This is a genomic window from Cupriavidus sp. 21MJTG02-4, assembly GCF_057798975.1.
Genome location: NZ_JBYOJP010000002.1, coordinates 129,003 through 144,865, shown reverse-complemented (window position 1 = coordinate 144,865; position 15,863 = coordinate 129,003). Strand labels below are relative to the sequence as shown.

Sequence of the window (15,863 nt, the reverse complement as noted above, 5' to 3'; positions counted from 1 at the left end):
GCACCTGACGGGACCGCTCCCGTTCTCGCAGAGAGAGACCATGTTTGAAAAAATTCTGATCGCGAACCGCGGTGAAATCGCCCTTCGCATCCAGCGCGCCTGCCGCGAGCTGGGCATCAAGACCGTAGTGGTGTACTCGGAGGCCGACAAGGAAGCCAAGTACGTCAAGCTGGCCGACGAAGCCGTGTGTATCGGCCCGGCCCCGTCGCCGCTGTCCTACCTGAACATGCCGGCGATCATCTCGGCTGCCGAAGTGACCGACTCGCAGGCCATTCACCCGGGCTACGGCTTCCTGTCGGAAAACGCCGACTTTGCCGAGCGCGTCGAAAAATCCGGCTTCGTCTTCATCGGCCCGACCGCCGAGAGCATCCGCCTGATGGGCGACAAGGTCTCGGCCAAGCAGGCCATGATCAAGGCCGGCGTGCCGTGCGTGCCGGGCTCGGAGGGCGCGCTGCCCGAAGACCCGAAGGAAATCCTGGCCATCGCGCGCCAGGTGGGCTACCCGGTCATCATCAAGGCCGCCGGCGGCGGTGGCGGACGCGGCATGCGCGTGGTCCACACCGAAGCCGCGCTGGTCAACGCCGTCAACATGACGCGTGAAGAAGCCGGCCGCGCCTTCGGCAATCCCGAGGTCTACATGGAGAAGTTTCTGGAGAATCCGCGTCACGTGGAAATCCAGATCCTGGCCGACCAGCACAAGCAAGCCATCTGGCTGGGCGAGCGCGACTGCTCCATGCAGCGCCGCCACCAGAAGGTGATCGAGGAAGCGCCCGCGCCGCACATCCCGCGCCGCCTGATCGAGCGCATCGGCGACCGCTGCGCCGAGGCCTGCCGCAAGATGGGCTACCGTGGCGCCGGCACGTTCGAGTTCCTGTACGAGAACAACGAGTTCTACTTCATCGAGATGAACACGCGCGTGCAGGTCGAGCACCCGGTCACCGAGATGATCACGGGCATCGATATCGTGCAGGAACAGATCCGCATCGCGTTTGGCGAAAAGCTGCGCTTCCGCCAGAAGGATGTGCAGTTCCGTGGCCATGCGATCGAGTGCCGCGTGAACGCCGAGGACCCCTTCAAGTTCATCCCGTCGCCGGGCCGCATCACCGCCTGGCACATGCCGGGCGGCCCCGGTGTACGCGTCGACTCGCACGCGTATGATGGCTACTTCGTCCCGCCGAATTACGATTCGATGATCGGCAAGATCATCACTTACGGCGCCACCCGCGAGCAGGCCATCGCCCGCATGCGGATCGCGCTGTCGGAAATGGTGGTGGACGGTATCCAGACCAACGTGCCGCTGCACCGCGAACTGATGATGGACGCCAACTTCGTCGAAGGCGGCACCAGCATCCACTATCTCGAGCACCGCCTGGCGCAGCGCGAGAAAGCCTGACGCGGCAACTGCCGCACTGCTGTACTGCTGTAAAAAAGGAAGCCCGTGGCATTTCAGGAATGTGTGATCGAAGTGGCACAGGACCAGGCCGAAGCCTGGTCCGACGCCTTGTTCGACCTTGGCGCGCTGTCGGTGTCGGTGGAAGACGCCGACGCCGATACGCCGGACGAGCAGCCGCTGTTCGGCGAGCCCGGGATGGAGCCGACAAGGCTCGCCTGGAACCGCTCGCGCGTGGTGGCGCTGTTCGGTGACGACACCGACCCGGCGCTGGTCGTCGCGGCCGCGTCGAATACGCTTGGCATCGATCCGGTGCCCGCCTACCTGCTGCGCGATGTCGAGGACCAGGACTGGGTGCGTCTGACGCAATCCCAGTTCGAGCCGATCCGCGTCGGCGAACGCCTGTGGGTCGTGCCGTCGTGGCATGAGGCACCGGAGCCCGATGCGGTGGTGCTGGAACTCGACCCGGGCCTGGCGTTCGGCACCGGCAGCCACCCGACCACGCGGCTGTGCATGCAGTGGCTGGAGCAGAACCTGAAGGCGGGCGAAACCGTGCTCGACTATGGCTGCGGCTCCGGCATCCTCGCCATCGTGGCAAAGAAGCTCGGTGCCGGCGATACGCTCGGCATCGACATCGATCCGAACGCCGTGGAAGCGTCGCGCTACAACGCCGAGCGCAACCGCGTCCAGGCGCAGTTCGCGCTGCCGGAATCCGTTTCGGAAGCGACCTACGACCTCGTCGTCGCCAATATCCTCTCCAACCCGCTCAAGCTGATGGCCGCGATGCTGAGCGCCCGCGTGCGCTCCGGCGGACGCCTGGTGCTGTCCGGCGTGCTCGAGCGCCAGGCCGAGGAAGTGGCCGCCGCCTATGCCGCCTGGCTGCCGCTGACGGTCTGGCGCAGCGAGGAAGGCTGGGTCTGCCTGCACGGCACGCGCCCCTGAGGTGAGCCGATGGCCGCCGCCAAGCTTGTCACGCGCTGCCCGGCCTGCCGCACCGCCTTCCGGCTGGTGGCCGACCAGTTGCGCCTGCGCCAGGGACTGGTGCGTTGCGGACACTGTGAAACGGTCTTCGATGCACGCGAGCATCTGATTGAAGTGCCCGTGCCGGGTGCCCCGGCCGCCGCGCGCGCGCCACAGCCCTCGCCTGGACCCGCAGCGGCTCAGCCCGCTGCACCGGCTGAAGCGGAAAGCGAAGCCAGGGCGGCTTCGTCCGCTTCGTCCGCCACTCACTTCGACCCGGGCTACGACCCGGGGTACGACGTGCCCGCGCTCGATTCGCCCACCATGATGATGATGCCCACCGAGGAGGAAGATGCTTCCGCCGAGGAGGAGCACGAGGCACCGGTCAGGCAGGACGCGGACGCAGCTTCCATCGAGCCGTCGCCCGCTGCCAAGGACATCGCGCAACCGGCACTGCAGCAAGCCTCCGCGGCCGTGCCGGCCGATGACGACAGAGCGCCGGCAGAGACGCCTGCCGAGTCGGGCGAATTCGAAGACACGCGCCCCTCGCAAGCCGAACAATCTGAACACGCCGAACCGGGACCTGCGGACGCGCCACCAGAGGCTGCAGGTCACCCCGACGACAATCCTGTCGCGACTGCCAACGGCATGCATCATGCCGACGAGGCAGACGAAGCATCGGCCGCCATCGTGGCCGCTCATGCGCCATGGCCGACGCTCGATCGCTCTGCGCTCGGAGACGAAGAGGCCTCCGCGCGCGCACCCGCTTCCCACGCAGTCGAGGCGCCGGACGAACCGGCAGGCGAAGCCGCCGCCGAACCCGCGCTGCGCAGCGCCAGCGAGTTCCTGCGCGCGGAATCCAGTGACACCACCGAAGCCCCGGCCGCCAGGACGGACACGCCGGCAACAGCCGCCGCCGCCGAAACGCCGCACGAGCCTGGCCACGACTACGGTCTCAACTACGGCCCGAGCTACGGGCCTGGCGGAGCCAGCACGGGCGATGCCTTCAGTGCCACCGCCGGCGCGATTGCGCGCGAGAACGTCGCGCGGCGCTGGACACGCCAGGAACCGCAATTGGGTCCGGCCTTCGCGCCCGATTTCCTGCGCCAGACCCGCGAGCGAGAACGCGAACGCACGCGCGAGACCGCCGCGACCCCGGCACGGCCGCGCCTGCGCTTCGGCTGGCATATCGCCGCCGGTGTGCTGGCGGTTGGCGTAGTCCTGCAAGGGCTGTACCTGCTGCGCGGACAACTCGCCGGTCAGTTCCCGGTGCTGCGCCCGGTACTGGAAGCCGCGTGCGGGCCGCTGGGCTGCACCGTGCCGCCGTGGCGCGACATCGATGCGCTGCGCATCGATACCTCGCAGCTGCAGAAGCAGGACGAAGGCAGCGATGCGTACGTGCTCGCGGTTACGCTGCGCAACCAGGGACGCGCCACCACCGCCCTGCCGGCCATCGAACTGGTCATGACCGATCTGCAGGACCAGTTGCTGCTGCGGCGTGTATTGGAGCCATCCGAGTACCTGGAGCCGACGCAGAAAGCCTTCGCCACGCATGGCCTTCGCGCGGGCACGGAGCTGCCGGTTCGGGTACGATTCCGGACTCAGCAGGCGGCGGCCAATTACCGCGTGCTGATTTTCTATCCATAGGGCCTGTTCACCCAAGGCGCATGCCTTTCACCGTGAACGGTCCCTGGATTTCGCAGGCTTGCTGCCAAGGGCCGAATCGAGTCCGGCCGCAAGCTGCGCCCCCCCGAAGATCCTGAACAGGAAGGAGCAGTGATGAGCAACGTGACTCTCGGCGGCAACGCCATTGAAGTGGCAGGCAAGTTCCCGCAATCCGGCGACAAGGCCGCCGACTTCAAGCTGGTCGGCAAGGACCTGAAGGACGTGACGCTGGCCGACTTCGCCGGCAAGCGCAAAGTGCTGAATATCGTACCGAGCCTGGACACCCCGGTGTGCCAGGCCTCGACGCGCAAGTTCAACGAAGCCGCCAGCGGCCTGGCCAACACCGTGGTCCTGACCGTCTCGGCCGACCTGCCGTTCGCCATGGGCCGTTTCTGCACCGCTGAAGGCCTGGCCAACGTGGTGCCGCTGTCGACCATGCGCGGCGCGGAATTCAAGGGCAACTACGGCGTCGATATCAAGACCGGCCCGCTGGCCGGCGTGACGGCGCGCGCCGTGGTGGTGCTGGACGAAAACAACATCGTCAAGTACAGCCAGCTGGTGCCCGAGATCAAGAACGAACCCGACTACGACGCCGCGCTCGCCGCACTGAAGTAAGCCGCACCGGCATCTCGCACCGGCCGCCCGCATTCCCGGGGCGGCCGCTTCTGTTTTCCGAAACCCCTCGGGCTGCACGCGGCCCGACCATCCCAAAGTACCTGGAGAGAGCATGGCCAGCCTGATCTGCGGCTCCGTCGCCTACGACACCATCATGACGTTCGACGGACGCTTCCGCGAACACATCCTGCCGGACCAGATCCACATGCTGAACGTCTCGTTCCTGGTGCCGGGCATGCGGCGCGAGTACGGCGGCTGCGCCGGCAACATCGCCTATACGCTCAAGCTGCTGGGCGGCGAGCCCGTGGTGATGGCCACGGTGGGCGCGGACGCCGAACCCTACCTGCGGTACCTGCGCGGCCTGAACATCGACACCACGCATATCCGCGTGCTGCCCGATACGTTCACGGCGCAGGCCATGATCACCACCGACCTGGACAACAACCAGATCACCGCCTTCCACCCCGGCGCGATGAGCCAGTCGCAGCTCTCCAACGTGAAGGATGCGCTGGGCGGCAGCGCGGCGCCGAAACTCGGCATCGTCGCACCGGACAGCCGCGAGGGCATGCTGCACCACGCGCGCCAGTTCGCCGAGGCGGGCATTCCGTTCATCTTTGACCTGGGTCAGGCCATGCCATTGTTCAACGGCGAGGACCTGCGGCAGTTCGTTGAACTCGCCAGCTACGTCACAGTCAATGACTACGAAGCGCAGGTCCTGCTGTCCCGCACCGCCTGGACCAGCGCCGAGGTTGCCGCCAAGGTTCGTGCCTTCATCGTCACGCACGGCGAGCGCGGCGCCAGCATCTTTGCCGATGGTCAGCAGTACGCGATCCCGGCCGTTCCGGCCGAGCGCATCGTGGACCCGACCGGCTGCGGCGACGCGTTCCGCGGTGGCCTGCTGTTCGGCATCGAAAACGGGTTAGACTGGGACACCACTGGCCGCCTGGCATCGCTGATGGGATCGCTCAAGATCGCGCAGCAGGGTCCGCAGAACCACGGCTTGCCGCTCGACGAAATCGGCAACCGTTTCCAGTCTGCATTCGGCTACCGCTACGCCTGACCTGCGGCACGGGCGTGGCACGTTTACGGGAAATGAAATGAACAACAAGCTTCGAACCGGTGTCGTCGCCGTGATTGCCGGAGCGGCACTGGTCAGCGGCTGCGCCACGCAATCGAACTCCAACAGCGTCTACTCGACCGGACAGGCACAGCGCGAACAGACCGTGCGCTATGGCGTGGTCGAAGGCGTGCGCGACGTGATGATCCAGGGCGGCCAGACCGGCGCCGGCACCCTTGCCGGCGGCGCCATTGGCGGCGTGGCGGCGGGCAGCCTGATCGGCAGCGGGAACGGGTCCGTGGCGGCCGGCATTCTCGGCGCGGTGCTCGGCGGCATTGCCGGCAGCGCGACGGAGAACAAGGTCAACCAGCGGCGCGCGCTCGAGATCACGGTCCGCCTGGAAAACGGCGAGATGCGCGCGATCACGCAGGAAGCCGATGAACTGTTCCGCCCCGGCGAGCGGGTGCGCTTGCTGACCTCCGGCGGCGTGACGCGCGTCACGCACTGATCCGCCTGCGTCCCGGCTTCTGGAAGCGCCGCGTCCGAGAGGATGCGGCGTTTTGTTTTTGCAAGGGCGGGTCAGCCTGCCAGCCGCGGCGACATCGATCCCGTCCCCCTCCGCGCAGCGGCAGCCCAAAAGAAAAAACCCGCCGGGCATGCGCCGTCGGCGGGTTGGCAAGACTGGTGTCTTGCAGGCCGGATACGGTGTATCCGGCCACTATGGCACGCCGTACGTGCCTGGGCGACTCCTTGCGGTAGTCGTGGCCCCCACTCGACCGAGTGAGGCTTACGGACGGTTGCCCGTCGGGAACGGCCAGGCCGCCGCCGGGTTCAGCGCGGTCTTGGCAGCGGCAGCAGGCGCAACCGCAGCGGCAGGAGCCGCCGCAGGGGCAGCCTTGGCCTTCTTCGCAGCAGGCTTCTTGGCAGCGGCCTTCTTGGCAGCCGGCTTCTTCGCAGCAGGCTTCTTGGCGGCAGTCTTCTTGGCAGCAGCCTTCTTGGCCGGAGCCGCCTTCTTGGCAGCAGCCTTCTTGGCCGGTGCGGCCTTCTTGGCGGCAACCTTCTTTACCGCTGCCTTCTTGGCCGGTGCTGCCTTCTTGGCGGCGACCTTCTTCACTGCTGCCTTCTTGGCCGGTGCGGCTTTCTTGGCGGCAACCTTCTTCACTGCTGCCTTCTTGGCCGGTGCGGCCTTCTTGGCGGCGACCTTCTTCACTGCTGCCTTCTTGGCCGGTGCTGCCTTCTTGGCGGCAACCTTCTTCACGGCGGCCTTCTTGGCGGCCGGTGCTGCCTTCTTGGCGGCAACCTTCTTCACAGCGGCTTTCTTTGCCGGTGCAGCTTTCTTGGCTGCCGGCTTGGCGGCCTTCTTGGCCGCCGGCTTCTTCTTCGCAGTCGTTACCATGGATAACTCCTTCCACACTAGAGAGTGAATATCGAATGACCTAGGTTGGCGACCCGACCGACCCGAGGCGCGGCAATTCTGCCGCTACCCCAGTCGAGCGAGCGATTCATCGGCGCACGACACTATCTCCGCCGCACGCTAATGAATTCGGTAGCAGGACCGTCGCCCATGGCGACGCCCCGGAATATTCGATTGGCCCGCGCCGCCCGTCGAGTCGGCGCGCAGCCTGCAATGAGGAGATATCGGACGGCTTGCCTGCGGTGCGGGCCTGGCCTCGCGCACGGCAGACGGCATTCATCTTGAGGTAGCCGGCCCATCCCGTCAGTGGGCCAAAGGAGACTGCACGCGTTTTAAGAAGCCGGTTCGGCCTGGTCTGCGTCAAAGTTCTCGTGCTCCTCAGCTACCTGCATCACTGTGTCACTGCATCGAAGCGCGCATCGCGCTCGTCGTTCGATCTTGCTTCCTGCTTCGTTGCAATGAAGTGAGACTCTTGTCAAGGCGAATCATAATTCGTTTGCACGATGATGTTAAGAAAAAAGTGCAAAAAAACTTGCGCGCGCGAGCGAGTCGATCTAGCCAGCGCTCACCGCTTCGCGAAGACGTCGCCGACACCCTCGCGCAACCACGCCTGCATGCCTCGACGCATGTCCTCATCGGCGTCGCGAACACGCGCCTCCGCCCACGCGAACGCACGCACGCCAACACGAGCGCCACGCCGCTCGCACGCTGCGCAGCGCGCGGCCGGAGGCCCGCTGCCACAGCGTTGAAAGGCCCGTGCAACGATCATCGCGCTGGCTGGAAACCCGCATGAACAAAGGCTCTCCGGCAAGCGAAGCAAAACCTGCGGAGGCGCGCTCCAACGCTCGCGCAGCGCGTGTGTCGCCAAGCGCGTCGCCATCATCGTCACGGCTGAAGCACCGGATGCGACGCGTGTCACGTGCGATGTTCCACCTGCGATGACGACACGCACGCTGGCCGCTTGCATCGATGTCTCCGACTACGCGAGACAGTGATGCGCCAACGCAACGGTTTGCATCGAAGCAACAACTTCGCATCGACCGAAAGCGTTGCGATCCGGCAAAGCTTTCGCAATGAACGCGCGTTGCGAACGCCGAAGGCAACGATCGACATGCGCATCGACACCTTCGCGCGACGTCGCTGCCCTTAGGACAGCCACTCGCGAGACACGTTCGTACCGCGTTCGGGACGCCCCGCGAAAAGCGCGCGAGATGCAAGGCTTAGAGGATTGCTTCGGGCACGCGCGTGGCGCGTTTTGCTGCAATACAAAATTCCCGCAAACGGCGTGCGCATGCGCCTTTCGGACAAGCGCGCCACGGCGGCGCCGAGCCTGGTCGCACACGCCCGCCGATTGCGAAGCGTCAGCGGCGCCAGTAGATTGGCGGGCACGCCTGATGCCGCCAGACTGTGCGATCGGCCACACGGCATCGCGGTCGGCATCGATGCCGACCGCCACCACCACCCAAGAGGAGATTTCATGCGCGTTCATCCCCAAGCCATCGCCGCGCGCACGCTGCTGCGCGCCGGCATGTTCGCCGCCGTCACGCTCGCGAGTGCCGCGGCACTCGCCCAGGCCACGCCGAGCGGAAGCTGGAAGACGATCGACGACACCACCGGCAAGCCGCGCGGCCTGGTGGAGATCACCGACAAGAACGGCGTCTACAGCGGCCGCCTGGTGAAGACCTTCGGCGACGACGACGGCAAGCCGAAGCTGTGCGTGAAATGCACGGACGCGCGCAAGGACCAGCCCATCATCGGCATGACCATCCTCTCCGGCCTGCGCAAGACCGGCGACAACGAATGGAGTGGCGGCGAGATCCTCGACCCCGAGAACGGCAAGGTCTACAAAAGCAAGATGTCGCTGTCCGACGATGGCAACAAGCTCGACGTGCGCGGCTTCATCGGCATCAGCCTGCTGGGCCGCACGCAGACCTGGGAGCGCGAGCGCTGATGCCGGGCCGTCGGCGCCAGGCAGTACCTTGACGGGACGTTGAAGCGCGTCAGGGTTTCTCCGCATCACCGTGCAAACGCGACACCCGCTCTCGCGCCTTGCGCGAAAGCACCGCAAGGCGCACGTCAAGCGAACTGACAGCGAGTCCCGGTAACATGGCCCGGCATCCGCGGCAGAGGCCAGCGTTGTGGCACCGCAGATCCATCCAACCCATCCAGCCGGAGACAACATGCGACAGATCACCGCCAGCCGCGCGCTGGCCCTTGCCTTGCCTTCTCTTGCTGCGGCCGCAGCGGTCACCATCGCCATCGTTTCCCCAGCCAGCGCGCGCGGCCGATGCATGGCCCAACCACCTGATCAAGTTCGTGGTGCCGTTCACGGCCGGCGGCGCCAACGACCTGGTGGCGCGTGCGGCGGCCGACGCTGTCGGCAAGCGCCTGGGCCAGACCGTCGTGATCGAGAACCGTCCCGGGGCCGGTGGCGTGGTCGGCGCCGACTTTGTGGCCAAGAGCAAACCCGATGGCTACACCTTTCTTGTCGGCGCGGTCGGCACCGTGACCAACAGCCTGATCCGCACGAAGATGCCGTACGCCGCGGACGATCTCATCCCCGTGTCGCTGATCGCAGTGAGTCCTTCGGTGATCGTGGCATCGCCATCGCTGCCGGCAAACAATCTCAAGGAGCTGATCGACTACTCGAAGAAGCAAAACGGCGGCGTGAACTTCGCCACGGCGGGCAGCGGCAGCACGCCTCACTTCGTCGAAGAGATGCTCAAGGAGAAAGGTGCGTCGCTGACGCCGGTGCCCTACAAGAGCGGTTCGGAGAGCATCAGCGCGGTGATTGGCGGCCAGGTTGCGGCGACGTCCGAAGCCAGCGTCGTGGTGCTGCCGCAGATCAAGGCGGGCAAGCTCAAGGCGCTCGGCGCAACCTGGGACAAGCGCATGAGCGCCGCGCCGAACATCTCCACCACGGCGGAACAGGGCATGCCCGAAGTCCGCATCGGACACTGGGCCGGCATCTTCGCGCCCAAGGGCACCGACCCTGCCATCCTGAAGAAGCTCAATGCGGAAATGACAGCGGCCATGCAGACGCAGGAGACGCGCGATCGCCTGCTGCCCAATGGCATCGAGCCGGCCGGTGGCTCGCGGGAGAGCTTTGTCGCGTTCATCAAGTCAGAACGCGAACGGCTGGGCCGGATTGCAAAGAACGCCAAGATGAGCGCCGACTGAGAAATATTTTTAAACTGCCCTGCCGGTCATTTTCCCCAATGTATTGAGACGGCCCTTCTGGCGAAGGGCCGTTTTCTTTTCCGCGCACCGCCTCTCCGCCTCTTTAGCGTTGTATCGCCAATGTTTATGGCGTTTAACGCACTATTTTGAATTTATTGTTTTTTATTAAGGACATTGATATGGCCAGATCAATGTCTGTGTCATGTCCGCAACGTCAATTGCAACGCAAATCATTCGCATTTATATTCGCCGAGCCAAAATCATCGCCCTCATGACCGCATCGTCGATCCTCGCGCATTCGCGCTGGCGGCGGCGCCGGCCGGATCCACGCCCGGGCGAACAAAAGACACACGCCATGAATCGCCGCTCCCAACGTACCCCCATCGCCACCGCGCTGATCGCGCTGTTTGCCGCGCCCGCAGCATCGCTTGCCCAGCAGGCGCCCGCAGCTCCCGTGCAGCAGTCCGCGGTGCCCGCCACCACGCTGCAGGAGGTGGTCGTTCAGGGCGCGGCCTCGCGCGACGATTTCAACGCGGGCCGCAGCTCGCTCAGCAAGCTGCCGGAAGACCTGCGCGACGTGCCGCAATCGGTCACGGTGGTGAACAAGGCGCTGATGGAATCCCAGGGCGTGAGTTCGCTGGCCGAAGCGCTGCGCAATGTGCCGGGCATCACCATCGGCGGCGCCGAAGGCGGGCAGATCGGCAACAACATCAACCTGAACGGCTTCTCCGCCCGCACGGACATCTACCTGGATGGCTTCCGCGATCGCGGCCAGTACTACCGCGACACCTTTGCGCTCGATTCCGTCGAAGTGCTGATGGGGCCGTCGTCGATGCTGTTCGGGCGCGGATCGACTGGCGGCGTGATCAACCAGGTCAGCAAGAAGCCGCAGATGAATGCGGCGACCGAAGTGACAGGCTCGGTCACCACCAATGGCCTGGTGCGCGCCACGGCCGACTACAACACGCCCACGGGCGACACCTCGGCCTTCCGCATCTCGGCGATGGCGCAGGACGGCCGGACCAGCACCCGCGACGAGATGACGGTGCAGGACTTCGGCATTGCGCCGTCGTGGCGGTTCGGCATCGGCACGCCGACGGAAATCACCCTGTCGGCCCTGCTGCAGCACAATCACGACATGCCGGACTATGGCTTCTCGAACCTGAACGGCCATCCGACCAATGTCGACCGCAATACCTTCTACGGCTTCACCGACGACCGCACCAACCAGGACATCGCGGCGCTGAGCGCGGGCATCACGCACAAGTTCTCGCCCAACCTGCGCCTGCGCAACCAGACGCAGTTCAACTATGTCGAAACCGACGCCCGCGAAACCGCGCCCAACACGGTCGGCTCGGTCAGTGCGCGCGGCTTCACGCCGCTCACCACCAGCACCCTGCCGCTGGATCAACTCTTCGTGCGCCTGCAGAGCCACGACCGCAAGATCCGCGACTATTCGATCTTCAACCAGACCGAACTGACGGCCAACTTCGACACCGGCTCGGTCAAGCACACCATGCTGGTGGGCGCCGAGATCGGCCACGACGGCTACAACAACCAGAACTACTACCGCAACGGCAGCTGCAACGGGCAGCCGCTGGTCAGCGGCACGACCGCCGCGACGGTCGGTTATGTTGCCTGCGAACCGCTGGTCAACCCGACCTACACGGCCTCGCCCGCCAACGTGGCGACCAGCACCGGCAACCTGCAAGGCGGCTCGGCAAATACGATTGCCGCCTACCTCAACGATTCGATCGAGTTCAGCAAGCAATGGAAGGCCGTGGCCGGCGTGCGCTATGACCGCTACATCGCCAGCGTCAGCAACTCCATCAACTCGTCCAATTCCGCCGGTGCCCCCTTCTTCAGCACTGCGCTGGCCAACGCCGACCAGACCGTCAACTTCACGAGCGTGCGCCTGGGCGGTATCTGGCAGCCGACCGAAGCCCAGTCCTACTATGTGTCGTATGGCACGTCGTTCAACCCGTCGCTGGAGCAGCTGGTCGGCACCGTCGGCCAGCAGAGCCTGGACCCGGAGAAGAACAAGTCCTATGAAGTCGGCGGCAAGTGGGACCTGATGGGCGGCGACCTGTCGCTGACCTCGGCGCTGTTCCAGATCACCAAGGACAACGCCCGCAGCCAGATCGACGCCACCACCTACGCGCTGTCCGGCAAGATCCGCGTGAAGGGCTTCCGCGCCGGCGCGACGGGCCATATCACCAACAAGTGGCAGGTATTTGCCGGCTATACCTACCTGGACGGCGAGATCATCAACGGTATCGGCGCCAACACCACCGGCAAGGTGCCCACGAACACGCCGAAGCACACCGCCACGGCCTGGACCAGCTACTCCGTCCTGCCCAACTGGGAGATCGGCGGCGGCGCCTTCTATATGTCGGAGCGCTTTGCCAACAACACCAACACCGTGCAGGTGGGCAGCTTCGTGCGCTGGGATGGCATGGTGGCCTACCACCAGCCGAAGTACGATGTGCGGCTGAACCTGTTCAACATCTTCGACAAGAAGTATTACGATGCGCTGATCCAGTCCGATGGCGGACGCTCGGTGCCGGGCACCGGCCGCACCGCCATGCTGTCGTTCACCTATCGCATGTAAGCGTGTAAGGAAAGCCGCCATGCTGGTTGTCATCCCCCAGGTCCTCAACGCCGAACAGGTCGGCGCGGTGCGCGAGCGGCTGGAACAGGCGGGCGAAGCCTGGATCGACGGCCGCGTGACAGCCGGCTACTCGGGCGCGCCGGTCAAGTTCAACCAGCAGATCGACGAACGCTCCGACGTGGCGCTGGAATGCCAGCGACTGGTCCTTGGCATGCTCGAGCGCAATCCGCGCTTCATCAGCGCGGCGCTGCCCAATCTCGTCTACCCGCCGATGTTCAACCGCTACAGCCAGGGCATGACGTTCGGCGCCCATGTGGACGGCAGCGTACGCATTCATCCGCATGACGGGCGCAAGCTGCGCACCGACATCTCGGCCACGCTGTTCCTGTCGCCGCGCGACAGCTATGACGGCGGCGAGCTGCAGGTGCAGGACACCTACGGCATGCACGCAGTCAAGCTTGAAGCCGGCGACATGGTGGTCTATCCGGCCACCAGCCTGCACCAGGTCACGCCGATCACGCGCGGCACGCGCGTGGCCAGCTTCTTCTGGATCCAGAGCCTGGTGCGCGACGACACCCAGCGCGCGCTGCTGTTCGACATGGATAACGCGATCCAGCGGTTGAACCAGACCGGCGCCGATGAAGAGGCGCGCCGGACGCTGGTGGGGTGTTATCACAACCTGCTGAGACAGTGGAGCGAGACCTGAGGCGGTCCATGCGGAGACAGTGCAAAAAGGCCGGGCGGTGAGTAACCGCCCGGCCTTTTTGCTGGCTGCCGATGTCGTACCGGCTTACATCCGGTAGCGCAAGGTCGCCATGACGCTGCGAGGCGCGCCCGGCATGTTCAAGTTCGGGTTGGTGCCGTGCGCCGAGACGATGTAGCTCTTGTCGAACAGGTTGTACAGATTCAGCTGGGCCTCGAAGGCGCCACGGCGATACCAGGCCATCATGTCGGCCGTGACATAGCCAGGCAGCGTCACGGTATTGGCGGGGTCGGCGTAGCGCGCACCCACCATGTTGAGGCCGGCGCCGACGCCAAAGCCATAGCCCAGGCTCTTGGTCAGCCAGACGTTGCCCGAATGCTTCGGCGTGATTGTCGCGCTCTTGCCCTGGAACGCCGCCGTCGACTTGGTCACTTCGGTGTCCAGGTAGGCGTAGCCAGCCAGGAAGCGCCAGCCGTTACCCAGCTCTGCCGCCCCCGACAGTTCCACGCCGTCGGTGCGCTGCTCGCCGATCGGGATCAGCGCCGTGTTGGTGGCATTGGCCACCTTGATATTAGTGCGTTCCAGCCGGAACACCGACACCGTGGCGCTGGCCTTGCCGTCCAGGAAGTCATACTTGGCCCCGACTTCGGTGTTGTTGGTCGTCTCGGGCGCAAGCTGCGTGTTGTTGGCGGCGAGCGCAAAAGCCTCTCCCGACGGCTGGAACGACTTGCTCCAGGACACGTAATAGGACTGCGCCTTCGTCGGTTGCCAGACCAGGCCCGCGCGCGGACTCCACGCATTGTCGGTGCGCGACAGGTTCGGCTGGCCGGCCAGGTTCTGGCGCGTCTCCTGTTCAAAGCGGTCGAAACGCAGGCCCACCAGTGCCTTCCACTGTTCGCTGAGGGTCACCATGTCCTGCGTATAGAACCCCAGGGTATTGAACACGCCAAGGTTGTCGGTGCCCGGCGTGCCCGGGTTCACGCGCGCCAGCGTTGGCAGCACCGGATTGAACAGGTTGAAGCTACCCGGCACGGGCTTGGTGTTGTTGACCTGGTTCTTGTTCTGCTGGCCGATCTCCATGCCGTACAGCAACTCGTGCTGCATGCCGAAGAAGCTGGCCTTCTGCGTCAGGTCGGTCTGGTTGAACCAGCCATGCTCCTCGCGGCCGACATTGCCGTGGTTCATCGTGAACGTCTGCGCCGCCTCGTTGACCGCATTGGTCAGCGTGTTGTTGCGGTCAAGCGAATAGTGGTAGTAGCGCGTGGCATTGCGGATCGACCAGTTGTCGTTGAAGCGATGGTTGATCGTGGCCGTGCCCGAGTACACGCGCGACTGCGAGTAATCGGCATCGCGCGCATTGGCCGCGCCGTAGTAGCGCGAGGCCGGCACGTCGACCGGACGGCCCTTGTAGGCCGGAATGCCGAAGTCCGTCACGCGGCGGTCCTCAAGATAGTCGGCCTGCAGCAGCACGGTGGTCTCGGGCGCGATCCGCAGTTCGAGCGACGGCGCGATCGCCTTGCGATCGAGGAATTGCTGCGAGCGGTAGCTGTTGGCCTTCTCCACGGCGCCCGTCACGCGGAACGCGGCGGCGCCATCGGCGAACACGCGGCCGACATCGGCCTCGGCGCGGCGGTCGGCCCACATGCCGTAGCTCAGCGCGAAGTCGGTCACGTCGATGCCCGGCTTCTTGGTCACGCGGTTGATCAGCCCGCCTGACGAGCCGCGGCCATAGAGCACGGCTGCCGGCCCCTTGATGACTTCGACGCGGTCGACGTTGGACAGGTCGCGGAAATACAGCGCGTCGTCGCGGATGCCATCGACGAACTGGTCGGCAATCGCGGTGAAGCCGCGGATCGACACCTGGTCGCGCTGGCCGTCGCCGGTGGAAAACGACACCCCCGGCACGTTCTTCAGGGCATCCTGCATCGAGGTGGCATGCTGGTCGCGCATGACGTCGGCCGTGACCACGTTGACGGTCTGCGGAACGTCGCGCAGCGGTGCCTCGGTCTTGGTCGCGCTGACCGTCCTGGACGGGTTATAGCCACTGCCCAGGTCCTGGCTGGCATCGGCCCTCACCGTGACCTCTGGAAGGCTCTGCTGAGGCGTCGCGACAGCCCCGGCCTCCTGAGCGTGGACGATGCCGGCCAGCATGGGCTGGAAAGCGAATACCGTCAGGACGGCGCGGTGTACCGGATGCAGTTTAAGGCTCATTTCCCTGTAATTTTTTGTAATGCAATCGATAAAATGCGACGCATTATCATTTACCGG

Annotated in this window: 12 protein-coding genes and 1 pseudogene; 11 read left to right on the top strand and 2 right to left on the bottom strand. The window is 65.3% G+C overall.

The window, feature by feature from the left end; genetic code table 11:
• Window positions 1-40 precede the first annotated feature (40 nt).
• From accC to AC3FKH_RS03870, 6 genes are all read left to right on the top strand, one after another.
• Window positions 41-1,393, top strand: a complete 1,353-nt coding sequence (gene accC / locus AC3FKH_RS03895) for an acetyl-CoA carboxylase biotin carboxylase subunit (protein ID WP_483709279.1) — start codon at window positions 41-43, stop codon at window positions 1,391-1,393.
• Between the two features lie 45 nt (window positions 1,394-1,438).
• Window positions 1,439-2,332 (top strand): 50S ribosomal protein L11 methyltransferase, encoded by an 894-nt coding sequence (gene prmA / locus AC3FKH_RS03890; protein WP_488673099.1) that lies wholly within the window; start codon window positions 1,439-1,441, stop codon window positions 2,330-2,332.
• A gap of 9 nt (window positions 2,333-2,341) precedes the next feature.
• A complete protein-coding gene (locus tag AC3FKH_RS03885; RefSeq protein ID WP_488673097.1) occupies window positions 2,342-3,997 on the top strand; it encodes a zinc-ribbon and DUF3426 domain-containing protein in 1,656 nt (551 codons plus the stop codon).
• Between the two features lie 132 nt (window positions 3,998-4,129).
• Window positions 4,130-4,630 carry a thiol peroxidase gene (gene tpx, locus AC3FKH_RS03880; protein WP_483709283.1) on the top strand — a complete coding sequence of 167 codons (501 nt, stop codon included), beginning with the start codon at window positions 4,130-4,132 and terminating at the stop codon, window positions 4,628-4,630.
• 112 nt (window positions 4,631-4,742) lie between these two features.
• Window positions 4,743-5,690, top strand: a complete 948-nt coding sequence (locus AC3FKH_RS03875; protein WP_488673095.1) for a carbohydrate kinase family protein — start codon at window positions 4,743-4,745, stop codon at window positions 5,688-5,690.
• A gap of 37 nt (window positions 5,691-5,727) precedes the next feature.
• A complete protein-coding gene (locus AC3FKH_RS03870; RefSeq protein ID WP_488673093.1) occupies window positions 5,728-6,195 on the top strand; it encodes an outer membrane lipoprotein in 468 nt (155 codons plus the stop codon).
• A gap of 279 nt (window positions 6,196-6,474) precedes the next feature.
• Here AC3FKH_RS03870 and AC3FKH_RS03865 read toward each other — a convergent pair whose 3' ends face one another.
• Window positions 6,475-7,083 (bottom strand): histone H1-like DNA-binding protein, encoded by a 609-nt coding sequence (locus AC3FKH_RS03865; protein ID WP_488673091.1) that lies wholly within the window; start codon window positions 7,081-7,083, stop codon window positions 6,475-6,477.
• 1,012 nt (window positions 7,084-8,095) lie between these two features.
• Between AC3FKH_RS03865 and AC3FKH_RS03860 the strand changes: the two genes are divergently transcribed.
• From AC3FKH_RS03860 to AC3FKH_RS03840, 5 genes and pseudogenes are all read left to right on the top strand, one after another.
• Complete coding sequence (locus AC3FKH_RS03860) at window positions 8,096-8,251, top strand: hypothetical protein (protein WP_488673089.1); 156 nt, start codon at window positions 8,096-8,098, stop codon at window positions 8,249-8,251.
• 327 nt (window positions 8,252-8,578) lie between these two features.
• Entirely contained in the window at window positions 8,579-9,052 is a 474-nt protein-coding gene (locus AC3FKH_RS03855) for a DUF2147 domain-containing protein (RefSeq protein ID WP_488673087.1), read from the top strand.
• Between the two features lie 229 nt (window positions 9,053-9,281).
• Window positions 9,282-10,281 (top strand): annotated as a pseudogene (locus AC3FKH_RS03850) (Bug family tripartite tricarboxylate transporter substrate binding protein).
• 355 nt (window positions 10,282-10,636) lie between these two features.
• Entirely contained in the window at window positions 10,637-12,892 is a 2,256-nt protein-coding gene (locus tag AC3FKH_RS03845; protein ID WP_488673085.1) for a TonB-dependent receptor, read from the top strand.
• A gap of 19 nt (window positions 12,893-12,911) precedes the next feature.
• Window positions 12,912-13,598: a Fe2+-dependent dioxygenase gene (locus AC3FKH_RS03840; RefSeq protein WP_488673083.1), complete on the top strand. Its 687-nt coding sequence runs from the start codon at window positions 12,912-12,914 to the stop codon at window positions 13,596-13,598.
• Between the two features lie 84 nt (window positions 13,599-13,682).
• Here the strand turns inward: AC3FKH_RS03840 and AC3FKH_RS03835 are convergent, their stop codons facing one another.
• Window positions 13,683-15,806, bottom strand: a complete 2,124-nt coding sequence (locus tag AC3FKH_RS03835) for a TonB-dependent receptor (RefSeq protein WP_488673081.1) — start codon at window positions 15,804-15,806, stop codon at window positions 13,683-13,685.
• Between the last annotated feature and the right edge of the window lie 57 nt (window positions 15,807-15,863).

What these genes read in the sequence shown, in the direction of transcription:
- accC (WP_483709279.1), top strand. Translation starts at nt 41, where the DNA reads ATGTTTGAAAAAATTCTGATCGCGAACCGCGGTGAAATCGCCCTTCGC.
- AC3FKH_RS03885 (WP_488673097.1), top strand. Translation starts at nt 2,342, where the DNA reads ATGGCCGCCGCCAAGCTTGTCACGCGCTGCCCGGCCTGCCGCACCGCC.
- tpx (WP_483709283.1), top strand. Translation starts at nt 4,130, where the DNA reads ATGAGCAACGTGACTCTCGGCGGCAACGCCATTGAAGTGGCAGGCAAG.
- AC3FKH_RS03875 (WP_488673095.1), top strand. Translation starts at nt 4,743, where the DNA reads ATGGCCAGCCTGATCTGCGGCTCCGTCGCCTACGACACCATCATGACG.
- AC3FKH_RS03870 (WP_488673093.1), top strand. Translation starts at nt 5,728, where the DNA reads ATGAACAACAAGCTTCGAACCGGTGTCGTCGCCGTGATTGCCGGAGCG.
- AC3FKH_RS03865 (WP_488673091.1), bottom strand. Translation starts at nt 7,083, where the DNA reads ATGGTAACGACTGCGAAGAAGAAGCCGGCGGCCAAGAAGGCCGCCAAG.
- AC3FKH_RS03860 (WP_488673089.1), top strand. Translation starts at nt 8,096, where the DNA reads ATGCGCCAACGCAACGGTTTGCATCGAAGCAACAACTTCGCATCGACC.
- AC3FKH_RS03855 (WP_488673087.1), top strand. Translation starts at nt 8,579, where the DNA reads ATGCGCGTTCATCCCCAAGCCATCGCCGCGCGCACGCTGCTGCGCGCC.
- AC3FKH_RS03845 (WP_488673085.1), top strand. Translation starts at nt 10,637, where the DNA reads ATGAATCGCCGCTCCCAACGTACCCCCATCGCCACCGCGCTGATCGCG.
- AC3FKH_RS03840 (WP_488673083.1), top strand. Translation starts at nt 12,912, where the DNA reads ATGCTGGTTGTCATCCCCCAGGTCCTCAACGCCGAACAGGTCGGCGCG.
- AC3FKH_RS03835 (WP_488673081.1), bottom strand. Translation starts at nt 15,806, where the DNA reads ATGAGCCTTAAACTGCATCCGGTACACCGCGCCGTCCTGACGGTATTC.